Annotated in this window: 21 protein-coding genes; 12 read left to right on the top strand and 9 right to left on the bottom strand. The window is 69.2% G+C overall.

Annotated features, from left to right (window positions below):
* Positions 1-45 precede the first annotated feature (45 nt).
* Genes ACWD0F_RS41535 through ACWD0F_RS41520 form a run of 4 tightly spaced genes read left to right on the top strand, consistent with a single transcriptional unit; the run spans position 46 to position 4,216 of the window.
* Complete coding sequence (locus ACWD0F_RS41535) at positions 46-1,005, top strand: ABC transporter permease (protein WP_449886874.1); 960 nt, start codon at positions 46-48, stop codon at positions 1,003-1,005.
* On the top strand, positions 1,002-2,048 hold the full coding sequence (locus ACWD0F_RS41530; RefSeq protein WP_449886871.1) for a substrate-binding domain-containing protein: 1,047 nt from the start codon (positions 1,002-1,004) through the stop codon (positions 2,046-2,048). The genes ACWD0F_RS41535 and ACWD0F_RS41530 overlap by 4 nt, the downstream gene beginning before the upstream one ends.
* Before the next feature lie 11 nt (positions 2,049-2,059).
* Positions 2,060-3,211, top strand: a complete 1,152-nt coding sequence (locus ACWD0F_RS41525) for a Gfo/Idh/MocA family protein (protein ID WP_449886869.1) — start codon at positions 2,060-2,062, stop codon at positions 3,209-3,211.
* 3 nt (positions 3,212-3,214) lie between these two features.
* Complete coding sequence (locus ACWD0F_RS41520; protein WP_449886866.1) at positions 3,215-4,216, top strand: sugar phosphate isomerase/epimerase family protein; 1,002 nt, start codon at positions 3,215-3,217, stop codon at positions 4,214-4,216.
* Between the two features lie 48 nt (positions 4,217-4,264).
* Here ACWD0F_RS41520 and ACWD0F_RS41515 read toward each other — a convergent pair whose 3' ends face one another.
* The 4 genes from ACWD0F_RS41515 to ACWD0F_RS41500 all read right to left on the bottom strand — a co-directional run bounded on the left by ACWD0F_RS41515 (position 4,265) and on the right by ACWD0F_RS41500 (position 6,418).
* Positions 4,265-4,498 carry a hypothetical protein gene (locus ACWD0F_RS41515; RefSeq protein ID WP_449886863.1) on the bottom strand — a complete coding sequence of 78 codons (234 nt, stop codon included), beginning with the start codon at positions 4,496-4,498 and terminating at the stop codon, positions 4,265-4,267.
* Positions 4,499-4,665: 167 nt separating this feature from the next.
* Entirely contained in the window at positions 4,666-5,754 is a 1,089-nt protein-coding gene (locus tag ACWD0F_RS41510) for a Zn-dependent alcohol dehydrogenase (protein WP_449886861.1), read from the bottom strand.
* Between the two features lie 23 nt (positions 5,755-5,777).
* Positions 5,778-5,969 carry a ferredoxin gene (locus ACWD0F_RS41505; protein ID WP_449886858.1) on the bottom strand — a complete coding sequence of 64 codons (192 nt, stop codon included), beginning with the start codon at positions 5,967-5,969 and terminating at the stop codon, positions 5,778-5,780.
* Positions 5,966-6,418 (bottom strand): pyridoxamine 5'-phosphate oxidase family protein, encoded by a 453-nt coding sequence (locus tag ACWD0F_RS41500; protein ID WP_449886854.1) that lies wholly within the window; start codon positions 6,416-6,418, stop codon positions 5,966-5,968. Before ACWD0F_RS41500 ends, ACWD0F_RS41505 begins: the two co-directional genes overlap by 4 nt.
* Positions 6,419-6,504: 86 nt before the next feature.
* On the opposite strand from ACWD0F_RS41500, the gene ACWD0F_RS41495 reads away from it, so the two are divergent.
* Complete coding sequence (locus tag ACWD0F_RS41495) at positions 6,505-7,134, top strand: class I SAM-dependent methyltransferase (RefSeq protein ID WP_449887077.1); 630 nt, start codon at positions 6,505-6,507, stop codon at positions 7,132-7,134.
* Positions 7,135-7,178: 44 nt separating this feature from the next.
* Here the strand turns inward: ACWD0F_RS41495 and ACWD0F_RS41490 are convergent, their stop codons facing one another.
* Genes ACWD0F_RS41490 through ACWD0F_RS41475 form a run of 4 tightly spaced genes read right to left on the bottom strand, consistent with a single transcriptional unit; the run spans position 7,179 to position 11,350 of the window.
* Positions 7,179-8,237, bottom strand: a complete 1,059-nt coding sequence (locus tag ACWD0F_RS41490) for a DUF1702 family protein (protein WP_449886852.1) — start codon at positions 8,235-8,237, stop codon at positions 7,179-7,181.
* Positions 8,238-8,293: 56 nt separating this feature from the next.
* Positions 8,294-9,382, bottom strand: coding sequence for a prenyltransferase (locus ACWD0F_RS41485; RefSeq protein ID WP_449886849.1), 1,089 nt, complete (start codon positions 9,380-9,382; stop codon positions 8,294-8,296).
* Entirely contained in the window at positions 9,379-10,089 is a 711-nt protein-coding gene (locus ACWD0F_RS41480; RefSeq protein WP_449886846.1) for a class I SAM-dependent methyltransferase, read from the bottom strand. Before ACWD0F_RS41480 ends, ACWD0F_RS41485 begins: the two co-directional genes overlap by 4 nt.
* Before the next feature lie 19 nt (positions 10,090-10,108).
* Positions 10,109-11,350 carry a glycosyltransferase family 4 protein gene (locus tag ACWD0F_RS41475; RefSeq protein WP_449886844.1) on the bottom strand — a complete coding sequence of 414 codons (1,242 nt, stop codon included), beginning with the start codon at positions 11,348-11,350 and terminating at the stop codon, positions 10,109-10,111.
* Positions 11,351-11,650: 300 nt separating this feature from the next.
* Between ACWD0F_RS41475 and ACWD0F_RS41470 the strand changes: the two genes are divergently transcribed.
* Positions 11,651-12,694 carry a GDP-mannose 4,6-dehydratase gene (locus ACWD0F_RS41470; protein ID WP_449886842.1) on the top strand — a complete coding sequence of 348 codons (1,044 nt, stop codon included), beginning with the start codon at positions 11,651-11,653 and terminating at the stop codon, positions 12,692-12,694.
* 201 nt (positions 12,695-12,895) lie between these two features.
* Here ACWD0F_RS41470 and ACWD0F_RS41465 read toward each other — a convergent pair whose 3' ends face one another.
* Positions 12,896-13,720 (bottom strand): AraC family transcriptional regulator, encoded by an 825-nt coding sequence (locus ACWD0F_RS41465; RefSeq protein ID WP_449886839.1) that lies wholly within the window; start codon positions 13,718-13,720, stop codon positions 12,896-12,898.
* A gap of 51 nt (positions 13,721-13,771) precedes the next feature.
* Between ACWD0F_RS41465 and ACWD0F_RS41460 the strand changes: the two genes are divergently transcribed.
* The 6 genes from ACWD0F_RS41460 to ACWD0F_RS41435 form a co-directional block, all read left to right on the top strand.
* The gene (locus ACWD0F_RS41460; RefSeq protein ID WP_449886837.1) at positions 13,772-14,377 is read left to right on the top strand and encodes a helix-turn-helix domain-containing protein; all 606 of its coding nucleotides are present in this window, start codon (positions 13,772-13,774) and stop codon (positions 14,375-14,377) included.
* Between the two features lie 19 nt (positions 14,378-14,396).
* On the top strand, positions 14,397-15,236 hold the full coding sequence (locus ACWD0F_RS41455) for an SRPBCC domain-containing protein (protein WP_449886834.1): 840 nt from the start codon (positions 14,397-14,399) through the stop codon (positions 15,234-15,236).
* Between the two features lie 176 nt (positions 15,237-15,412).
* Positions 15,413-15,823, top strand: a complete 411-nt coding sequence (locus tag ACWD0F_RS41450; RefSeq protein WP_449886831.1) for a DUF2000 family protein — start codon at positions 15,413-15,415, stop codon at positions 15,821-15,823.
* A 481-nt stretch (positions 15,824-16,304) separates the two neighbouring features.
* On the top strand, positions 16,305-16,862 hold the full coding sequence (locus ACWD0F_RS41445) for a DUF559 domain-containing protein (protein WP_449886828.1): 558 nt from the start codon (positions 16,305-16,307) through the stop codon (positions 16,860-16,862).
* Positions 16,863-17,128: 266 nt separating this feature from the next.
* Positions 17,129-17,653, top strand: a complete 525-nt coding sequence (locus ACWD0F_RS41440; RefSeq protein ID WP_449886826.1) for a hypothetical protein — start codon at positions 17,129-17,131, stop codon at positions 17,651-17,653.
* Between the two features lie 238 nt (positions 17,654-17,891).
* Positions 17,892-18,327, top strand: a 436-nt coding sequence (locus ACWD0F_RS41435; protein ID WP_449886823.1) for a helix-turn-helix domain-containing protein, incomplete at its 3' end; no start/stop codon positions are given.

Here is an 18,327-nt window from a genome sequence, read left to right as displayed (position 1 = left end):
GCGGATCCGCCCACCGGGGATGCGGCCGCGAGAGGGCCGGGGCCGATGCGCGGCCTCGGTTCGGGCATCTCCGAGATGCGCCATCTCGGCCTGCTGGGGGCGCTCGCGATCCTGGTGCTCGTCGGCATGTTCACCAGGCCGGACAACTTCCTCACCACCTCCAACCTGGTCAGCATCCTGTCGCTGGCGGCCACGATCGGCGTGATCACGGTCGGGGCCACGTTCGTGATCATCGGCGGTGGCATCGACCTGTCGGTGGGCGCGGTCATGGCGCTGGCCTCGGTCTGGGCGACGACGCTGGCCACGCAGTCGTACGGGCCGGTGGTGATGGTGATCTGCGCGGTCCTCGTCGGCGCCGGGGCCGGGCTGGTCAACGGGCTGCTCATCTCCTACGGGCGGCTGGTGCCGTTCATCGCCACGCTGGCCATGCTCGTCGCCGCCCGCGGGCTGGCGCAGCGCATGTCCGACCGCAAGACGCAGCTCATCCAGGCCGAGAACGCCACCATCGTCGACCTGTCGACCACCCGGCTGCTCGGCATCCCGCTGCTGGTCTACATCTTCGCCCTGGTCGTGGTGCTGGGGTGGATCCTGCTCAACCGCACGACGTTCGGGCGGCGGACGTACGCGGTCGGGGGCAACCCCGAGGCGGCCAGGCTCGCCGGAATCGACGTGCGCAGGCACACGATGTTGCTCTACGCCCTGTCCGGGCTCTGCTGCGGCATCGCGGCCGTGCTGATCATGGCGCGCACGACCACGGGCTCGTCCACCCACGGCGACCTGTACGAACTCGACGCCATCGCCGCCGTCATCATCGGCGGCACGCTGCTCACCGGGGGCCGGGGCACGATCGTGGGCTCGATCCTGGGTCTGCTGATCTTCACGCTCATCACCAACCTGTTCATTCTCAACGGGCTGAACACCAGCGATCAGTTGATCGCCAAGGGTCTGATCATCGTCGTCGCGGTCCTTCTCCAGCGGCGGAACTTGAAGGAGAGAGCACCATGAGCGAGAACGTCGCGCGCAGGGGATTCCTCGTCGGCGGAGCCGTCCTCTTAGCGGCCGGCTGCACCAGCAACGAGCCCGCTGCCGCGCCCACCAGCGCGGCGGCCGCCCCCGCCCCGGCGGCGAGCGGCAACGACCAGGCCGGCCAGAAGGTCGTGATCGGCTTCTCGGCGCCGGCCGCCGACCACGGGTGGATCGCGGCCATCGCCAAGAACGCCGAGGCCGCCGCCAAGCAGTTCGCCGACGTCGAGTTCAGGTCCGTCGAGCCGACGAACGACATCAACCAGCAGATCTCGGCGGTCGAGTCACTCATCGCGGCCAAGGTGAGCGCCCTGGTGATCCTGCCGAACGACGGCCAGCAGCTCAACCAGATCGCGTTGCAGGCCACCGCCGCCGGCATCCCGGTCATCAACCTCGACCGCGTCTTCCCCGACAAGCTGGCCTACCGGACCTGGATCGGCGGCGACAACTACGGCATGGGCGTCGCGGCCGGTCACTTCATCGGCAAGCAGCTCAAGGACAAGGGCGTCGCCAGCCCCGTGATCGTCGAGATCCAGGGCATCGCCACGCTGCCGCTGACGCAGGACCGCAGCAAGGGGTTCGCGGACGCGCTGAAGACCTACGGGTTCAGCGTCACGGCCAAGCAGGACGCCAAGTTCACCGTCGAGACCGGCAACCAGGTGGCCACGTCGCTGCTCCAGGCGCACAAGAAGATCGACGCGCTCTGGAACCACGACGACGACCAGGGCGTGGGCGTGCTCGCCGCGATCAAGGAGGCGAACCGCAACGAGTTCATCATGGTCGGCGGGGCCGGGTCGCTGAACGCGATGAAGGAGATCCAGTCGGGCACTTCGGTGCTGCAGGCCACGGTCACCTACAGCCCCACGATGGCCTCCTCCGCCATCAAGCTCGCGCGTCTGATAGCCCAGGGGAAGGGCATGAGTGATCTGGTGGAAAACCAGGTTCCCCAGTCCATCACGCTCGCGTCCGAGACCATTACCAAGGAGAACGTCGAGAAGTACCTGGCGCTCGGCTTCGAATCCTGATCGGGGGTTGCATGTCAGACATCACGAGCATCGGCGTGGGCATGGTCGGCTACGCCTTCATGGGCCGTGTCCACTCCCAGGCCTGGCGCAGCGTGGGGGCCTTCTTCGACCTGCCGCTGGCGCCGCGCATGGCGGTGCTCGCCGGCCGGTCGAAGGAGCGCACCGAGGCCGCCGCCGCGCAGCTCGGCTGGGCGGGCGTCGAGACGGACTGGCGTGAGCTGATCAAGCGTGACGACGTGCAGATCGTGGACATCTGCACGCCGGGCGACTCCCATGCCGAGATCGCCATCGCCGCGCTGGAGGCCGGCAAGCACGTGCTCTGTGAGAAGCCGCTGGCCAACACCGTCGCCGAGGCCGAGGCCATGGTGGCGGCGGCCGCCGCGGCGCCGGGCAAGAGCATGGTCGCCTTCAACTACCGGCGGGTGCCCGCGATCGCGCTCGCCCGCCGCTACGTCGAGGAGGGCCGGCTCGGCGAGATCAGGCACGTGCGCGCCGCCTACTTGCAGGACTGGATCGTCGACCCGGAGTTCCCGCTGGTCTGGCGGTTGCAGAAGGACAAGGCGGGGGCCGGCGCGCTCGGTGACATCGGCTCGCACATCGTGGACGCGGCGCAGTTCATCACCGGCGAGAAGGTGGTCGGGGTCTCGGCGCTGACGGAGACGTTCATCAAGGAGCGCCCGCTGGCGACCGAGTCGGCCGGGCTGGGCGCGACCGGCTCGGCGGCCAGGGGCACGGTCACCGTGGACGACGCCGCGCTGTTCATCGGCCGGCTGTCCGGCGGCGGGGTGGCCTCCTTCGAGGCCACCCGCTTCGCCAGCGGGCGCAAGAACGCGATGCGCATCGAGATCAACGGCTCGCTCGGCAGCCTCTCCTTCGACTTCGAGGCCATGAACGAGTTGTGGCTCAGCGTCCACGGGGGCGGCTTCGAGCGGATCCTGGTCACCGAGCCCGACCACCCCTACGTGGGCGCCTGGTGGCCGCCGGGGCACGGGCTCGGCTACGAGCACACCTTCACCCACGAGATCAAGGACTTCCTGGAGGCGGTCGCCACCGGGGCCGACCCGTCGCCGTCGTTCGCCGACGGGCTGCGGGTGCAGCGGGTGCTGGAGGCGGTCGAGCGCAGCGCGGCTGAGGGCAGCCGCTACACGAACGTGGAGGATTGACGCATGCGACCAGTCACGCTGTTCACGGGACAGTGGGCGGACCTGCCGTTCGAGGAGGTGTGCCGGCTGGCGGCCGAGTGGGGCTACGACGGCCTGGAGATCGCCTGCTCCGGTGACCACTTCGACGTGGCCCAGGCGGTGGCCGACCCGTCATACGTCGAGCAGAAGCGCGAGCAGCTCGACAAGCACGGCCTGAAGGTGTGGACCATCTCCAACCACCTCGTCGGCCAGGCGGTCTGCGACCTCATCGACGAGCGCCACAAGGCCATCCTGCCGGCCCGCGTCTGGGGCTCGGGCGACCCCGAGTCGGTGCGCCGGGCCGCCGCCGAGGACATGAAGGACACCGCGCGGGCCGCCGCGCTGCTGGGCGTGGACACGGTGGTGGGCTTCACCGGCTCCTCCATCTGGCACACGGTCGCGATGTTCCCGCCGGTGCCCGCCGCCATGGTGGAGGCCGGCTACCAGGACTTCGCCGACCGCTGGAACCCCATCCTCGACGTCTTCGACGAGGCCGGGGTCCGCTTCGCCCACGAGGTCCATCCGAGCGAGATCGCCTACGACTACTACACGACGGTCAGGACGCTGGAGGCGATCGGCCACCGTCCCGCGTTCGGCCTCAACTGGGACCCCTCGCACATGGTCTGGCAGGACCTCGACCCGGTGGGCTTCATCCTCGACTTCAAGGACCGGATCTACCACGTCGACTGCAAGGACACGCGCATGCGCGTCGGCGACGGCCGCAAGGGCCGCCTGTCGTCGCACCTGCCGTGGGCCGACATGCGGCGCGGCTGGGACTTCGTCTCGACGGGCCGGGGCGACGTGCCGTGGGAGGACTGCTTCAGGGCGCTCAACTCGATCGGCTACGAAGGGCCGATCTCGATCGAGTGGGAGGACGCGGGGATGGACCGGCTGGACGGGGCCAAAGAGGCGCTGGGCTACATCCGGCGGCTCAACTCCATCACCCCGCCGGCGACGGCCTTCGACGCGGCCTTCTCCACCACCTAGGAGGGCGCTCCAGGCGCCGGGTGAGTGTCCCGGCGCCTGGGCCGCACGTCAGTAGTCGTCGCGGTCGTGTGCCCGCTCGTCCCTCAGGTCCCAGTAGTAGCGGTCCTCGTGGGTGAGCGCCCACTCGAGGATGTTGAACGGCTTCCAGTGGTCGTGATCGTTGACGGCGACGGCCTGCTGCTGGGCGGCGGTCGAGGAGCTCGTCTCCGCGAGAGCCGGAACGGCGAACAGGGCCGTGGCTCCGATCGCGGTGGCGGCGAGGATGGGTCCGAATCGGCGCACCGTAGATTCCTTTCTGTATTGAAACTGCTACTAGCTGTAGCAGAGCAGAGAGGTGCGGGTGCGTTACCTCGCCGGTGCCGGGGCGTGCCTTTCCCAGGACTGGGCCATAGGAAGAGCTCCTGGCGGGACGTCGCCAGGAGCTCTTCCGGATGCTTTCGCCCGTGCCGTCAGTCCATGAGGACGATCTGGCGCAGCACCTCGCCGCCGCGCAGGGCCGCCACGGCGTCGTTCAGATCGCCGAGGCGGATGCGGGAGCTGATCATCGATTCGAGGTCGAGCTGGCCGGACTTGTGGAGTTTGGCGAAGTAGGGGAAGTCGTGGCGCACGTCGGCTTCGCCGTACAGGCTGGAGAGCAGGTTCTTGCCCTCGAACAGCAGGCTGAACGCCGAGATCGACACCATGTCGTCCATCGCGCCCGCGCCGACCACGATGACGTCGCCGCCCTGCCGGGTGACCGCCCAGGCGCTCTGGATCGTGGCGCCCTTGCCGACCACCTCGAAGCCGTAGTCGAAGCCGGCGCCGCCGGTGATCTCGTTCAGCGCGTCGGGGACCTGCTCGGGGGTGACCGCGTGGGTGGCCCCGACCTTCCTGGCCAGCTCGTGCTTGGACTCCAGCGGGTCGATCGCGAGGATCGTCCTGGCGCCGGAGACGCGGGCGCCCTGGATGACCGACAGGCCGACGCCGCCGCAGCCGATCACCGCGACCGTGGAGCCCGGGCGTACCTTCGCGGTGTTGATCGCGGCGCCGACGCCGGTGGTGATGCCGCAGCCGATCAGGGCCGCCGCCTCCCACGACACGTCGTCGTCGATCTTGATCGCGCCCTGCCAGGGCACGATGACCTCCTCGGCCCAGGTGCCGCAGCCCGCCATCCCGAACGCCGTCGCGCCGTCGCCGCCGAACCGGAAGTTGCCCTTGGTGAAGCCCTCGATCACGTACTTCATGCACAGGAACGGCTGGCCGCCCACGCACAGGTCGCACTCCTGGCAGGCCGGGCGCCAGCTGATCACCACGTGGTCGCCGGGTTTGACGGAGCTGACGTGCTCGCCCACCTCGACCACCTCGCCCGAGCCTTCGTGGCCGGGGACGAGCGGCACGGGTTGCGGCAGCACGCCGGACATGGCCGACAGGTCCGAGTGGCAGACGCCCGTCGCTTTGATCCGCACACGGACGTCGCCCGGCCCGACCGGGGCCAGGGTGACGTCGTCGCGGATGTCGAGCTTGTCGTTGCCTACGGCGTGCAGGATCGCGGCGCGCATGGGGTTCCTCCTCGTGCCTGGGGCTAATCGTCGAGGGAAAGGGCGGCTTTGGGGCAGGACCGGACGGCGTGGCGGACGCGGTCCTGCAGTTCGGGGGGTGGTTCGGGAAGCAGGACGTGGAGCTGGTCGTCGTCGTCCACGTCGAACACTTCGGGGGCGAGCCCCATGCACACGGCGTTGGCCTCGCAGACCAGCTCGTCTACCTTGACCTTCATGAGAGCCTCCTGTGATCCCATGAGACCACTTTGGTGCGCTCCACGACGTACGCCACCCGCTTCAGCCCGGTCTTCTCCACGTACGGGCGCAGCAGGTCGTCGGGCACGCCAGGAGTCATCCGGCGGGCGATCATCATGCCGATGGCCATGACCCGATCGCGCTCGTCCACCCGTTCGGCCGTTCCGTACAGCAGGACGCCGCGCAGCTCGCCGTAGTCGTCGCCGGTCTCGATGAGGCAGCTCACCCGGGGATCGCGGGCCAGGTTGCGGGTCTTCTGCGCCTTGGCGTAGGTCCAGAAGGCGATCCGTCCCGCGTCCATCCCGTAGAACATCGTCACCAGGTGGGGGGTGCCGTCGGCGTTGATCGTGGCCAGCTGCAGCTTGCGCGCGTCCTCCAGGAAGGCGGTGACGTCCTCGTCCGACATGGCGATGCGAGCGCGCTGATTCACGCTGCCAAGTAGAACAGGTTCCAGAAGAGCGCTGCAAGGGGTCCCTGGAATGTTATTCGGTTCGGCTAGGGTGCATCCCTATGACGATGCCGTCAGAGCTGCTTTACGCGGCCAAGCACGCCAAGGGATTCATGCCGCCCAACGAGGGCCTGGCCCTCTTCGAAGCAGCCTGTCAGTACGGCAAGCTGGGGCCCGTCTGCGAGATCGGGACCTACTGCGGCAAGTCCGCCATCTACCTCGGCGCGGCGGCCAGGCAGGCCGGGTCCGTGGTGATCACCGTGGATCACCACCGGGGCTCCGAGGAGATCCAGCCGGGCTGGGCCCATCATGACCCGTCGCTGGTGGACCACCGGTTCGGGAAGATGGACTCGCTGCCGACGTTCCGCGCCACGATCGCGGCCGCCGGGCTGGAGGACGAGGTCATCGCGATCGTCGGCAGGTCGGAGCGGGTCGCCCGGCTCTGGCACACGCCGCTGGCGATGGTGTTCATCGACGGCGGCCACTCCGAGGAGCCGGTGACGCGCGACTACGAGGGGTGGGCGCCGCACGTCATGGAGGGCGGGGCGCTGGTCTTTCACGACATCTATCCCGATCCGGCCGACGGCGGGCAGGCTCCCTACCGGGTCTACCAGCGGGCGCTGCGGTCGGGGGCGTTCAGCGAGGTGTCGGTCGAGGGCTCGCTCCGCGTGCTCCAACGCGTCGGCCAGGGCATCTGACGTTTTTGGCGGCGTACCCCGGCCTGGGCCGGGGTGCGGGCGGGTCAGGGTTCGCGGTTGCGGCGGATCCAGGAGCGGCGGGTCTGGGCCTGCCAGCGCTGGAAGTCCTCGTGCGTGTGCGCCTCGTGCCCGAGCGCGATGAGCGCCCGGTCCGTCCACGAGGCCGCGTCCTCCGGTTCGGCGCCCGCCAGGATCGGTACGGCCTGCGCCGCGTGGTCCGGCAGGCACCCCGACCGCAGCCGGGCGGCGACCGCGAACGCGCACCCCTGGGCGAGGTGGGCCCGGAACCCGTCGGCGCCGGCCCGCTCGGTCAGCCACCACAACTCGTCGCTCTCGGCTCCGCCCGTGTAGGTCGCCGCGAACCCGACGCCGCTCCACAGGTCGGCCCGCCGCGTCGCCGGGTAGCCGCCGATCCGGGCGCCGACGTCGGGAGACGCGCAGTCGTGATACCACAGCAGCCGCCCGAGCCCCTGGTCGAAGACCGCGCAGTGGGCCCTGGTCAGCAGGTCAGGCATGGTGCGCTCGCCGACCATGCGGTCGGCCCGCGCCAGGCTCCACTGGAAGCCGAACCCGTCCACGGCCAGCCACCGCAGCAGCGGATGCGCCCGCCGCGCCCCCCAGAGCGGCCGCAGGCGCAGCAGCGCGTACGCGCGGCCGGCTCCGAGGTAGGCGGCGTGCCGGTGATGCTGGGCGGGGCCGGCCAGTAGCTCATGAAGGCGCCGGCCCCGGGTCAAGGTGAGCAGGTCGAGGACGGTGGCGGCGGACGCCGCGCCCTCGTAGCCGTAAGGCCGCTGCTCTAGCGAAATTTCCTCAATTTTCTCAACTTCTCGCGACATCACCGCGTTGAAGCCGAAAACATACGAGTTTTCAGCATCCGCGAATACTGTCCGAGATGGCCCGCCACGCAGCCGGAACCTCCGCCGCCCCAGATCGGACTCCAGAGGATTCCTGACCAGGAACCTCCGCAGTCCGCGGGCCCGGGACAGTGCCGGCTCGATCCTGACCTGATCCAAGAACGTTGTTGTGCCCGTGTCGCCCACGCTTCCCCCGAAGACGCCTCGTACGGCCAGACACGAAGCTAGTAACCCCAATGCGCCATTCATCGGCGGCACACCGGATGTCCCCGGCAAAGAACCCGCAAAAGCCCTTGCGGGTGCGGTCAGATGCCGTCGTCACGGCGGCCGTCGGCCGCGTGCGGTCCGGCGCCCGCCGTGAAGGACTGCGCCTGCTCGCACCCGCAGCTCTCCGGGTCGGACACGGACGTCCCGGCCAGGTCGCGGAACAACCCGCCGCCCGGCGAGAGCCCGAGCAGCGCGTCGGCCGCCAGCACGACGGCGGCGGCGGTGTAGCCGGAGCGCTCGTGCGGGAAGTGCTTGCGGTTGGCGAACTGCCAGCCCGTCCAGTACGAGCCGTCCTCATGCCGCAGATGCTGCATGTCGGCGAAGAGCGTCAGGGCCCGTGCCCGATCACCGAGCGCGTCGAGCGCCAGCACCAGCTCGCACGTCTCGGCCCCGGTCACCCAGGGCTGGTCGGACACGCACCTGATGCCGAGCCCCGGCACCACGAACGTGGCCCACTCGCGTTCCAGCAGCTCGAACGCCTGCCGCCCGCGCACCGCCCCGCCGAGCACCGGGTAGTACCAGTCCATCGAGAAGCGGCTCTTGTCGGCGAACGCCTCGGGATGCGCCGCCAGCACGTGCGCCAGCCGGTCGGCGGCCAGCTCCCAGTGCGGCTGCGGATCACCCAGATGGTCGGCGAGCAGCACGCCGCAGCGCAGCCCCTGGTGAATGGAGGAGCAGCCGGTGAGCAGCGCGTACGCCGACGGCCTGCCCTGCGCGTCACGCTCCCAGACGATCTCGCCCCGCTCGGTCTGGAGGCCCACCACGTAGTCGAGCGCGGCCTTGACCATCGGCCAGCGCTCCTCGGTGAACCGCTGGTCGCCGGTGACGAGATGGTGGTGCCAGACTCCGGCGGCGACGTAGGCGGCGTGGTTCGTCTCGCCGCCCGGCTCGGTGGGCACGCCGTCGACGAGCTTCATCGGCCAGGAGCCGTCGGCGCGCTGGTGGCGGGCCAGCCACGCGTAGCCGCGGCGGACGGGCTCGGCCAGGTCGGCGACCGTCATGGCCATCAGGCACTCGATGTGGTTCCAGGCGTCGACGTGCCCTTCCGGCCACGGCACCCCGCCGTCGTCCTGCTGTATCGCCGCGATGCTCCCGGCCGTGCGTACGACCTCCTCGCGGGAGATCATGGCTTCCTGACGTAGAGGACCACGCTCTTGCCGATCAGCGGGTTGAGCACGGCTTCGGCGATCCTGGTCGCGGCGGGACGCTTCATGATGTCCCAGACCAGCAGCTCGTGGTACGCCTTGGCGACCGGATGGTCGTCGTTGTTGACGCCCACCGCGCACTTGATCCACCAGTAGGGCGCGTGCAGCCCGTGGGCGTGGTGGTGCGGGCCGATCTCGAACCCGGTGAACTTCAGCTTCGCCGACAGCTCAGCCAACGTATAAATCCGGACATGTCCGCCGGGTGCGGTGTGGTAGTCCTCGTCCAGCGCCCAGCAGATCCGCTCCGGGAAGAAGCTCGGCACCGTGATCGCGGCCGTGCCGCCCGGCTTGAGCACGCGGAAGATCTCCCGCATGGCCGCCATGTCGTCGGGGATGTGCTCCAGCACCTCGGCCGCGATGACCCGGTCGAAGTGACCGTCCTCGAACGGCATGCCGAGCGCCGTACCCTGGACCGTCTCGCCCCTGCCGCCCGGCGGCACCTCGCCGCCCTTGTCCATCGCCGCGAACATGGCCGCCACGCTGTCCAGCTCCGACTGGTCCATGTCGAACGCGGTCACCTCCGCCCCCCGGCGCAGCACCTCGAAGGCGTGCCTGCCGCCGCCGCAGCCCAGATCGAGCACGCGCACGCCAGGGCCGACGGGCAGCCGGGCGAAGTCCACGGTCAGCACTTGTCGCTTCTCCTCATGATCAGCTCTTGTGGGCCGCGATGGCCTCGCGGTATGCCTCGACGGTCTTCTTGGCCACGACGTTCCAGGTGTAGCGCTCCATGACCCGGTCGTATCCGGCCTTGCCCACCCGCTCGCGCTCCTCGGGGGAGTCCTGCAGGCGGCGCAGCGCGGCGGCCAGCTCCTCGGCGTCGCCGGGCGGCACCTGGACGGCGGCGTCCCCGACGACCTCGGGCAGGGCGCCCGTCCGGCTGGCCACCAGGGGCGTGCCGCAGGCCATGTGCTCGACGGCGGGCAGTGAGAAGCCCTCGTAGAGCGAGGGGACGACCGAGATCTCCGAGGTGGCGATCAGCTCGCCGAGCTCGTCGTCGGAGATGCCGTGCACGAAACGCACCCGATCCTGGAGGGACAACTCCTGGACGAGCTGCTCGGTGGGGCCGCCAGGGGTGGGCTTGCTCACGACGGTGAGGTGCACGTCGCGCTCGGTGGCCAGCTTGGCCACGGCGCGCAGCAGCGTAGCGACGCCCTTCATGGGGGAGTCGGCGCTGGCCACCGCCACGATCGAGCCCTTGCGCCGGGGCTTGTCCGGGCGCGGGTGGAAGTAACGGGTGTCGACCCCGAGCGGGATCAGCCGCATGTTCGCCTGGGGGACGTTGAAGTCACGGTGGATGTCGCCCAGCGACGACTCGCTGACGGTCAGGATCGGGTTCAGCCGGGGCGCGACGCGGGACTGCATCTTCACGAACCCGTACCAGCGGCGCATGGTGAGCTTCTTGACGCCCTTGGCGGCTTCGAGCTCGATGCGGCGGTCCACGCTGATGGGGTGGTGGATGGTGCCGACCACGGGGAAGAGCTTCTGGATGCCGAGCAGGCCGTACCCGAGGGTCTGGTTGTCCTGGACGACGTCGAAGTCGCCGAGCCGCTTCTTGAGCTCGCGGTGGGCCCGCAGCGTGAACGTCAGCGGCTCGGGGAACCCGGCCGTCCACATCGTCCCGACTTCGAGCCAGTCGATCCAGTCGCGGTATTCATGCAGCTTGGGGGTTCTGAACGGGTCCTCGTCGCGGTAGAGGTCGAGGCTGGGCACCTCGCGGAGGATGACGCCCTCGTCCAGCTCGGGGTACGGCTGGCCGGAGAACACCTCGACGTGGTGGCCGAGCGCGACCAGCTCGCGGCTCAGATGGCGGAGGTAGACACCCTGGCCACCGCACGTGGGTTTGCTGCGGTAGGACAGCAGCGCGATCCGCAGCGTTTCCCGCACGGACACCCCTTTCTCCGCCGGTATGGCCCTGAGGTGAGCATGTACCGTGAAAGATGACCTTAGTCCGTGAAGGCTACCATTCGGTAGGTCGGCTGGAATGGTTCACAATGGCTAACACAGGCCGTGCGAACTGCGACGTTGCTGTAACCGAGCGTGGTTCGGTGGAACGTGTTCTAGGGGTCCTGCTGCTCTATCGGGGTGCTTACCTGTACATTCCCGTCCCAAAGGGATGCGGCGCGGTAGGTCGCGTTCAGCGGACCACCGCACGGAGCGGAAATCTGCACATACGTGATAGTTGGAGGACCCTTGGCCAGGCGCGCTCTGATCACCGGCATCACCGGCCAGGACGGTTCCTACTTGGCGGAGCATCTGCTCGGCGAAGGGTATGAGGTGTGGGGCCTGGTCCGCGGCCAGGCGAACCCGCGGGTCTCCCGGATGCGCCGGCTGCTGTCCGACGTGCAGGTCGTGCGGGGCGACCTGCTGGACCAGGGGTCGCTCATCTCCGCGGTGGAGCGGGTGCAGCCGGACGAGGTGTACAACCTGGGGGCGATCTCGTTCGTGCCCATGTCGTGGGAGCAGGCCGAGCTCACGGCCGAGGTGACCGGGATGGGCGTGCTGCGCATGCTCGAAGCGATCCGGGTGTGCTCGGGCGCGTCGCGGGGCGGGGGCGCGGGCACGTCGCGAGGGCTGGGCGCCTCCGGACAGATCCGCTTTTATCAGGCTTCGTCCTCCGAGATGTTCGGTCAGGTCAGCGAGACGCCGCAGAACGAGAGCACCGCCTTCCATCCGCGATCGCCGTACGGGGTGGCCAAGGCGTACGGGCACTTCCTCACGCAGAACTACCGGGAGTCGTACGGGATGTTCGCGGTGTCGGGGATCCTGTTCAACCACGAGTCGCCGCGGCGCGGCACCGAGTTCGTCACCAGGAAGGTCACGCTCGGGGTGGCGCGGATCAAGCTGGGGCTGGCCACCGAGCTGCGGCTGGGCAACATGGAGGCGCGCCGCGACTGGGGGTTCGCGGGGGACTACGTCAAGGCGATGCACCTCATGTTGCGGGCCGGCAACCCCGAGGACTACGTGATCGGGACGGGGCGGATGAAGTCGGTCCGGGACCTGGTGGAGGCGGCGTTCACGGCGGCGGGGCTGGACTGGGAGCAGTACGTGGTGACCGACCAGGCGTTGCACCGGCCGGCCGAGGTGGATCTGCTGTGCGCGGATCCGAAGAAGGCGCGTACGCAGCTCGCGTGGGAGCCGAAGGTCTCCTTCGACGAACTCGTCTCGATGATGGTCGACGCCGACCTGCGCCTCCTCTCCGACGGCCCCGACCCCGACCCCGACACCTGGTCATAACCTTTTCTCTTTTACGCGGTGCCAAGGACGGCCAGGCGCCGTCTCTGGCTCGCGTCTGTCCAGGGGAACGGCCGCTGACCGGTCAGTGGCGCGCCGCCGTTACGGAGCGTCTTCTGGGCCTGCTCCGTGGTTTTCTTCGTCAGCCCTGTGCGGAGCCGGCTCCGCGCGAGTTGTTCCTGTGTGGCCTGGCCCGGTGCGGAGCTAGGCCGGTGCGGAGCTGCGGTAGGCGGCTGGGGTCAGGCCGAAATAGCGGGTGAACCAGCGGGTCAGGTGGCTTTGGTCGGCGAAGCCCGACGTGGTCGCCGCCTCGGCGATCGGGGTGCCCGCGGTGATCAGGGTGCGGGCCGTTCTGAGGCGTAGCTGGCGCTGGTAGTCGCTGGGGGCCAGGCCGTACTCGGTGTGGAAGGCGCGGTAGACGGTGTAGCGGCTGGCGCCCGTGGCGGCGGCCAGATCGTCCATGGTGAGGTTGTCCGTCAGGCGGTCGTTGAGAAGCTGCCTGGCCCTGTCGGCCAGCGTTTTCGACCTGCCCGTGCCGCCGCGTGCGCGGAGGTGCGTCGTGCCCGCGCGGCCGGCTATCGCCGCGATCGTGGCCGTGAGGAGCTCGTCGCGGTGGAGGGCGGTGGCGTTGCCCAGGAGGGCGGCGTGCAGGGCCTGGAGGGAGTCGGCCAGGGCTCGATCTTGCACGACCGGGGTCGCGAAGAGAGGCAGGCCCGTGTGGCGGCCCGTCGCGTCCGCCAGGGCGTCGGACACCAGGTCCTGACCGATGTGCACCATCCGGTACGTGAAGCCGAGCGCGTCGGTGGCATGGCCGTCGTGCGGGTCCTCGGGGTTGAAGGCCATGACCATGCCCGCCGCGCTCGTGTGGGCCGAGCCGCGGCACGTGAACGACTGGGCGCCCGTCTCCGTCACGCCGAAGGAGTAGGTCTCGTGGCTGTGGCGGTGGTAGACGTGCCGCTCGAAGTGGGCGTACATGGCCTCGATCGGCCGGTCGGGCGACCGCCAGTAGCGGGACCAGTCCTGTTGCATCCACCTATTCTATTGACAAAAATGAATTTTACGTAAAGCATCGTTTTTGCGATGAGAGACGTTCTGTATCTGGAAGAGATCGAGCAGGCCGAGGCGCTGCTCAAGCCGCAGCGCGTGGAGGTGCTGCGGCACCTGGCCGAGCCCCGCACGTGCTCCGAGGTCGCCGAGCGGCTCGGGCAGACGCCGCAACGGGTCTACTACCACGTCAAGCGGCTGGTCGAGGCCGGGCTGGTCGACCTGGTGGCCGAGCGCAAGGTGCGCGGGATCCACGAGGGCATCTACCAGGCCGGAGCGCGCTCGTACTGGTTGTCGCCCCGGCTGGTCGGCCGCATCGGGCTGCGTAAGGCTCGCGACGAGTTCAGCCTGGGCTACCTGCTGGACCTCATGGAGGACGTGCAGGCCGACATCGCGGCGCTCGACAGGACCGCGCCGGAGCTGCCGTCGATCGGTCTGTCCGGGGAGATCCACGTGCGTCCCGAGAACCGGCAGGAGTTCCTGAACGAGCTGCAGACCATGCTGCAGGGTCTTTTCACACGGTATGGCGGGGCGGAGGGCGACGCGTTCAAACTGACCGTCGCCTGCTACCCCAAGGCTTCCGACGCCCCCTCTCACGACTCCCCGACCGGCCCCTTAGGCGATTCCGAGAATGATTCGTGATTCGAAGGAGAACCAGAGCATGACTGAGCCCATGATCATTCGAGCCCGTGTCCTGGCCCCGTTGAAGGAGGTGCGTCACGCCCTCACCGACCCCGCCACGCTGCGGATCTGGCTCGCCGACCACGCTGAGGTCGAGCTGCCCGACCGGTTCGGATTCTGGGGGAGCACCACCCCTGAGGGCGACGCGCCGCATCAGCGGCTGCTGCACGCCGATGAGCGGACGGTCCGGTTCTCGTGGCTGCTGGACGGGGAGGAGACGACGACCGAGTTCGCGCTGGAGCCGGGGGACGCGGACGGGGTGACGATCGTGACGCTCTCCCAGACGCACTTCGACTTCCAGGACGTCATCACGGGCAAGAGCATCCGGGGGGTGCTGCAGACGTACTGGTGCACGGCACTGGCCAACCTGGCGGAGCACTTCGAGGGCCGCGAGCTCACGCAGAAGGTCGACTTCACGTCGTCGGAGCTGCGGGCGCGGTTCACGATCGACGCGCCGCCGTCGGAGGTGTTCGGCTCGCTGATCGAATCGGAGGCGGTGACCCGGTGGTTCGGCTTCCCGATCGAGATCGAGCCGTACGTCGGCGGGCGCTACGCCATGGGCGGCCTCGCGAACGACCCCAGCCCTGCCAAGGTGCTCGAACTCGAGCCCGACTCCAAGCTGACCTTGGACTGGGGTGGTCCGGGGGTGGCCACGTGGGAGCTGGAGGGGTCCGGCGGGAAGACGCGGCTGACGATGGTGCAGAGCGGGTTCGACGCCGAGCGGCCTCCTTACGCGGCGTGGGGCGGGTTCCTGTCGGGGGTGGCGGAGCTGCGGCGATACCACGAGGTGCCGGACTGGCGTCCGATGTTCCTGGCCTGACCGTCGGGGCGGTCCGGGTCCGATCTTTCTGCGCTGACCGGCGGTGCGCGATCCGGGTCCAATCCTTCTGCGCTGACCCGGCGGTGCAGGATCCGGGGGTCCGCGCACCCCCGGTGAGCTGATTCGGCGCACGAGCGTTCAAGACCGGGCGGGGGCGGGCCGGTGAGACTGGGACCATGCGTTTCGACACTAAGATCGGCATCGTCGTGCGCGGCGATCTGGTCGCATGGCAGCAGCTCAACGTCACCGCCTTCCTGGCCGGCGCCGTGGCGGGCGGTGTGCCCGAGACCATCGGGGAGCCGTACGAGGACGGGTCCGGCAATACGTATCTGCCCACGTTCCGTCAGCCTGTGCTGGTTTACGTGGGCGACGTGGAGGCGTTGCGGACCGTCCGGGAGAAGGCGGTGGGGCGGGAGATGGACGTCGCCGTCTACATCGAGGAGATGTTCAAGACGGGGCACGACGCGGACAACCGGGCGGCCGTACGGGCTGTGGAAGCCGATGAGATGGTATTGGTGGGCGTCGCGGTGCACGGGCCGAAGAACGGCGTCGACAAGGTCCTGAAGGGCCTCACCCTGCACCCCTGATCCCGGCATCGCATATGGCGCACCTCTTGGAGAAGCCGCATATGGCGCACCTCTTGGAAAAGGGGGACGCACTCCCCTGTGGATATCCCGCCCCTATCCACAGAACCCCGTTCGGCCCGCCCCCGCCCTGCCTCGCCGAAGCATCCTTACGGCCATGAACCAACCCCTCCCGAGCCCTGACCGAGCCCTCGCCCCGCACGGTGCCGATGCTGCGGCCTGGGTGGCCGCACGACGTCCACCCACCCTGTCCTCATCCTTGGCCGATCGTGCTGCCCGCATAACCCGGGCGATCCCGCAGGCGGTCGTCTGCCGCCAGACAGCAGCTCATATCTGGGGTCTCGATGTCCCCTCACCCCGAGACTCTGATTGGCCCGTCGAGCTGACAACCCCCGGCTATTCGGTGATCTCCGGTTGCGTCACCTACATCGCGCCTCTTCCCGGCGCAGACGTCACTGAGCACCGAGGCGTCCGGATCACCACCATGGAACGCACAGCCCTCGACTGCGCCCGCTGGCTCCCACGGGTGGAGGCCGTGGCGCTCCTCGACCAGTTCGCCCGCAGAGGCGTCGATCTGGACGCCCTGTGGCACCGCCGTCTCCATTCCTGGCGCCTGCGCGACACCCTCAGCCTGGCCGACCGGGGAGCCGCCTCCCCAGGAGAGAGCCGGCTCCGGGTCATCCTCGTGGAGGGCGGTCTCCCCAGGCCGGCCACCCAGATCAAGGTGGAGCTGGGCGGCGACCGGTCCGTCTATCTGGACCTGGGCTGGGAGGAGTTCAAGGTCGCAGTCGAGTACGACGGCCAGGAGCATCACACCTCACCCACCGACCGGCAACACGACACCGACCGCAGGGAAGAGCTCCGGCGACGGGGCTGGCGGGTGATCGCCGTCCGCAGAGACGTCATCCCGGGCCAGATCGCCGACCTTCTCCACCACGCGGCCAGCGCCTTGATCGAACGCGGCTGGCGACCCTGCCCGGAGGAGCCCATGCGCATCCTGCGCCGCATCCGCGCAGCCCGCCGCCGCACCCGCTACAGATAGGCAGGCCGCATCCGCGCAGCCCGCCGCCGCACCCGCTACAGATAGGCACCCGGCACCCGACCCCGCGAGCCGAGCCTGGAGCCGGGTTCGGCGAGTCGTGCCTGGCCGGGGTTCGAGTCAGGAAAGCGCCTGGGCGTGATCGATCACTGGGTTATCGATCCGTGGGGCTTCGCCCTGAAACGTCAGCGGGGGAGTGCCGTCCGTGAAGACGCTTTCCGCACTATGATCATCTACTGATGAGGGGAATAGTCGCGATATTTGCGGCCATGCTGCTGGCGGCGTGTTCGGCGGAGGGGCCGAAGGAGGAGCCGAAGGACTGGCTGCTCAAGGATCCGAGCCGCTGGCCACTGGCGGCGTTGCCGGAGTCAGCATCCAGATCGGAGATGCCGGACGGGGCGGACAAGGTGCTGGCGCGGATCCAGGTCGCGAAGTATGACATGGCCGCCTGGATCCACAGCAAGGGCGTGTGCGGGCTCGCCGATCAGGGTTCCTCCAGCGTCACCTTCAACCTGAGCGAAGACCTGACGAAGTCCGAGGGAAACGTCACCACCGCAGAAGAGGGTTTCGCCGGGCCAAAGGAACCCATGGCCGGAGTCAGCTCGGAGAGCACGGTGACGCTGTGGTGCACGCCCACCAGGATGTTCGTCACCGTTGAGGCCAAGGACCTGGGAAAGGCGCGCGTTAACGGGAACGCGGCGGCCAAAATGACCAAGGGGAGGCTGACGGTCGTCATAGGCACGCCGGAGGCGCTCAAGCAGTCGCTCTCCGACGCGACCATGATCGGTCGCTAGCCCCATTTCCGCAGGGGAGAGCCGACCCCACCCGATGAAGGATCTTCGGACGGGCCCCGCCGCAACCCATCATGGCCGGCGCCGGGGACTGCCCGGATAGCTCCCAGCGGGCTCCGCCGCAATCCTTCAGTCGGTGCCGGGGACAGCTCGGATAGCCCCCAGCCGCCGATCTCAGACCTGTCGCTATCTTGGATCGAGCCGCCGATGGGCCGGAGTGCGGCGGTGTTGAGGAGGATGGATGGTCAGCTCGTTCGGCGCGTTGCTGCGGAGTTTGCGGCAGGCCGTGGGGCTGACGATCGAGGAGTTGTCGCACGCCTCCGGGGTGAGTGTGCGGGCCATCGGGGACATGGAACGCGGCGTCAGCCGTGGCCCGCAACGGCGCACGGTCCAGGCGCTGGCCGAAGCGTTGCGGCTCGATGACGAGCAGGGGGCAGAGCTGGCCGAGGCCGCCAAGGCGGGCCGGCCGCGGCCGGGCGGTCCGGTGCCGGAGCCGCTGCGGTTGTATGAGCTGCCGCGCGGGCTCGGCGACTTCGTCGGTCGGGCGGCGGAGCTGGAGTTGCTGTGCCGTTTGGGACGGGCGGCGTCCGCAGACGGTCCTACGCCGGTGGTGGTGGTGCACGGGCAGGCGGGGCTGGGCAAGACGGCGTGCGCGGTGCGGGCGGCCGAGTTGCTGC

This window comes from Nonomuraea sp. NPDC002799, assembly GCF_053592075.1.
This window is presented reverse-complemented; position numbering and strand designations above follow the sequence as displayed.

Bases quoted from the DNA above. Each gene is read 5' to 3' on its own strand.
- ACWD0F_RS41495 (WP_449887077.1), top strand. From the start codon at position 6,505: ATGCCGTCAGAGCTGCTTTACGCGGCCAAGCACGCCAAGGGATTCATG.
- ACWD0F_RS41460 (WP_449886837.1), top strand. From the start codon at position 13,772: ATGAGAGACGTTCTGTATCTGGAAGAGATCGAGCAGGCCGAGGCGCTG.
- ACWD0F_RS41510 (WP_449886861.1), bottom strand. From the start codon at position 5,754: ATGCGCGCCGCGATCCTGCACGCCGTAGGCAACGACAAGCTCGACATC.
- ACWD0F_RS41505 (WP_449886858.1), bottom strand. From the start codon at position 5,969: ATGAAGGTCAAGGTAGACGAGCTGGTCTGCGAGGCCAACGCCGTGTGC.
- ACWD0F_RS41450 (WP_449886831.1), top strand. From the start codon at position 15,413: ATGCGTTTCGACACTAAGATCGGCATCGTCGTGCGCGGCGATCTGGTC.
- ACWD0F_RS41445 (WP_449886828.1), top strand. From the start codon at position 16,305: ATGGAACGCACAGCCCTCGACTGCGCCCGCTGGCTCCCACGGGTGGAG.
- ACWD0F_RS41525 (WP_449886869.1), top strand. From the start codon at position 2,060: ATGTCAGACATCACGAGCATCGGCGTGGGCATGGTCGGCTACGCCTTC.
- ACWD0F_RS41530 (WP_449886871.1), top strand. From the start codon at position 1,002: ATGAGCGAGAACGTCGCGCGCAGGGGATTCCTCGTCGGCGGAGCCGTC.
- ACWD0F_RS41440 (WP_449886826.1), top strand. From the start codon at position 17,129: ATGCTGCTGGCGGCGTGTTCGGCGGAGGGGCCGAAGGAGGAGCCGAAG.
- ACWD0F_RS41520 (WP_449886866.1), top strand. From the start codon at position 3,215: ATGCGACCAGTCACGCTGTTCACGGGACAGTGGGCGGACCTGCCGTTC.
- ACWD0F_RS41465 (WP_449886839.1), bottom strand. From the start codon at position 13,720: ATGCAACAGGACTGGTCCCGCTACTGGCGGTCGCCCGACCGGCCGATC.
- ACWD0F_RS41455 (WP_449886834.1), top strand. From the start codon at position 14,397: ATGACTGAGCCCATGATCATTCGAGCCCGTGTCCTGGCCCCGTTGAAG.
- ACWD0F_RS41485 (WP_449886849.1), bottom strand. From the start codon at position 9,382: ATGATCTCCCGCGAGGAGGTCGTACGCACGGCCGGGAGCATCGCGGCG.
- ACWD0F_RS41490 (WP_449886852.1), bottom strand. From the start codon at position 8,237: ATGAATGGCGCATTGGGGTTACTAGCTTCGTGTCTGGCCGTACGAGGC.
- ACWD0F_RS41535 (WP_449886874.1), top strand. From the start codon at position 46: ATGCGCGGCCTCGGTTCGGGCATCTCCGAGATGCGCCATCTCGGCCTG.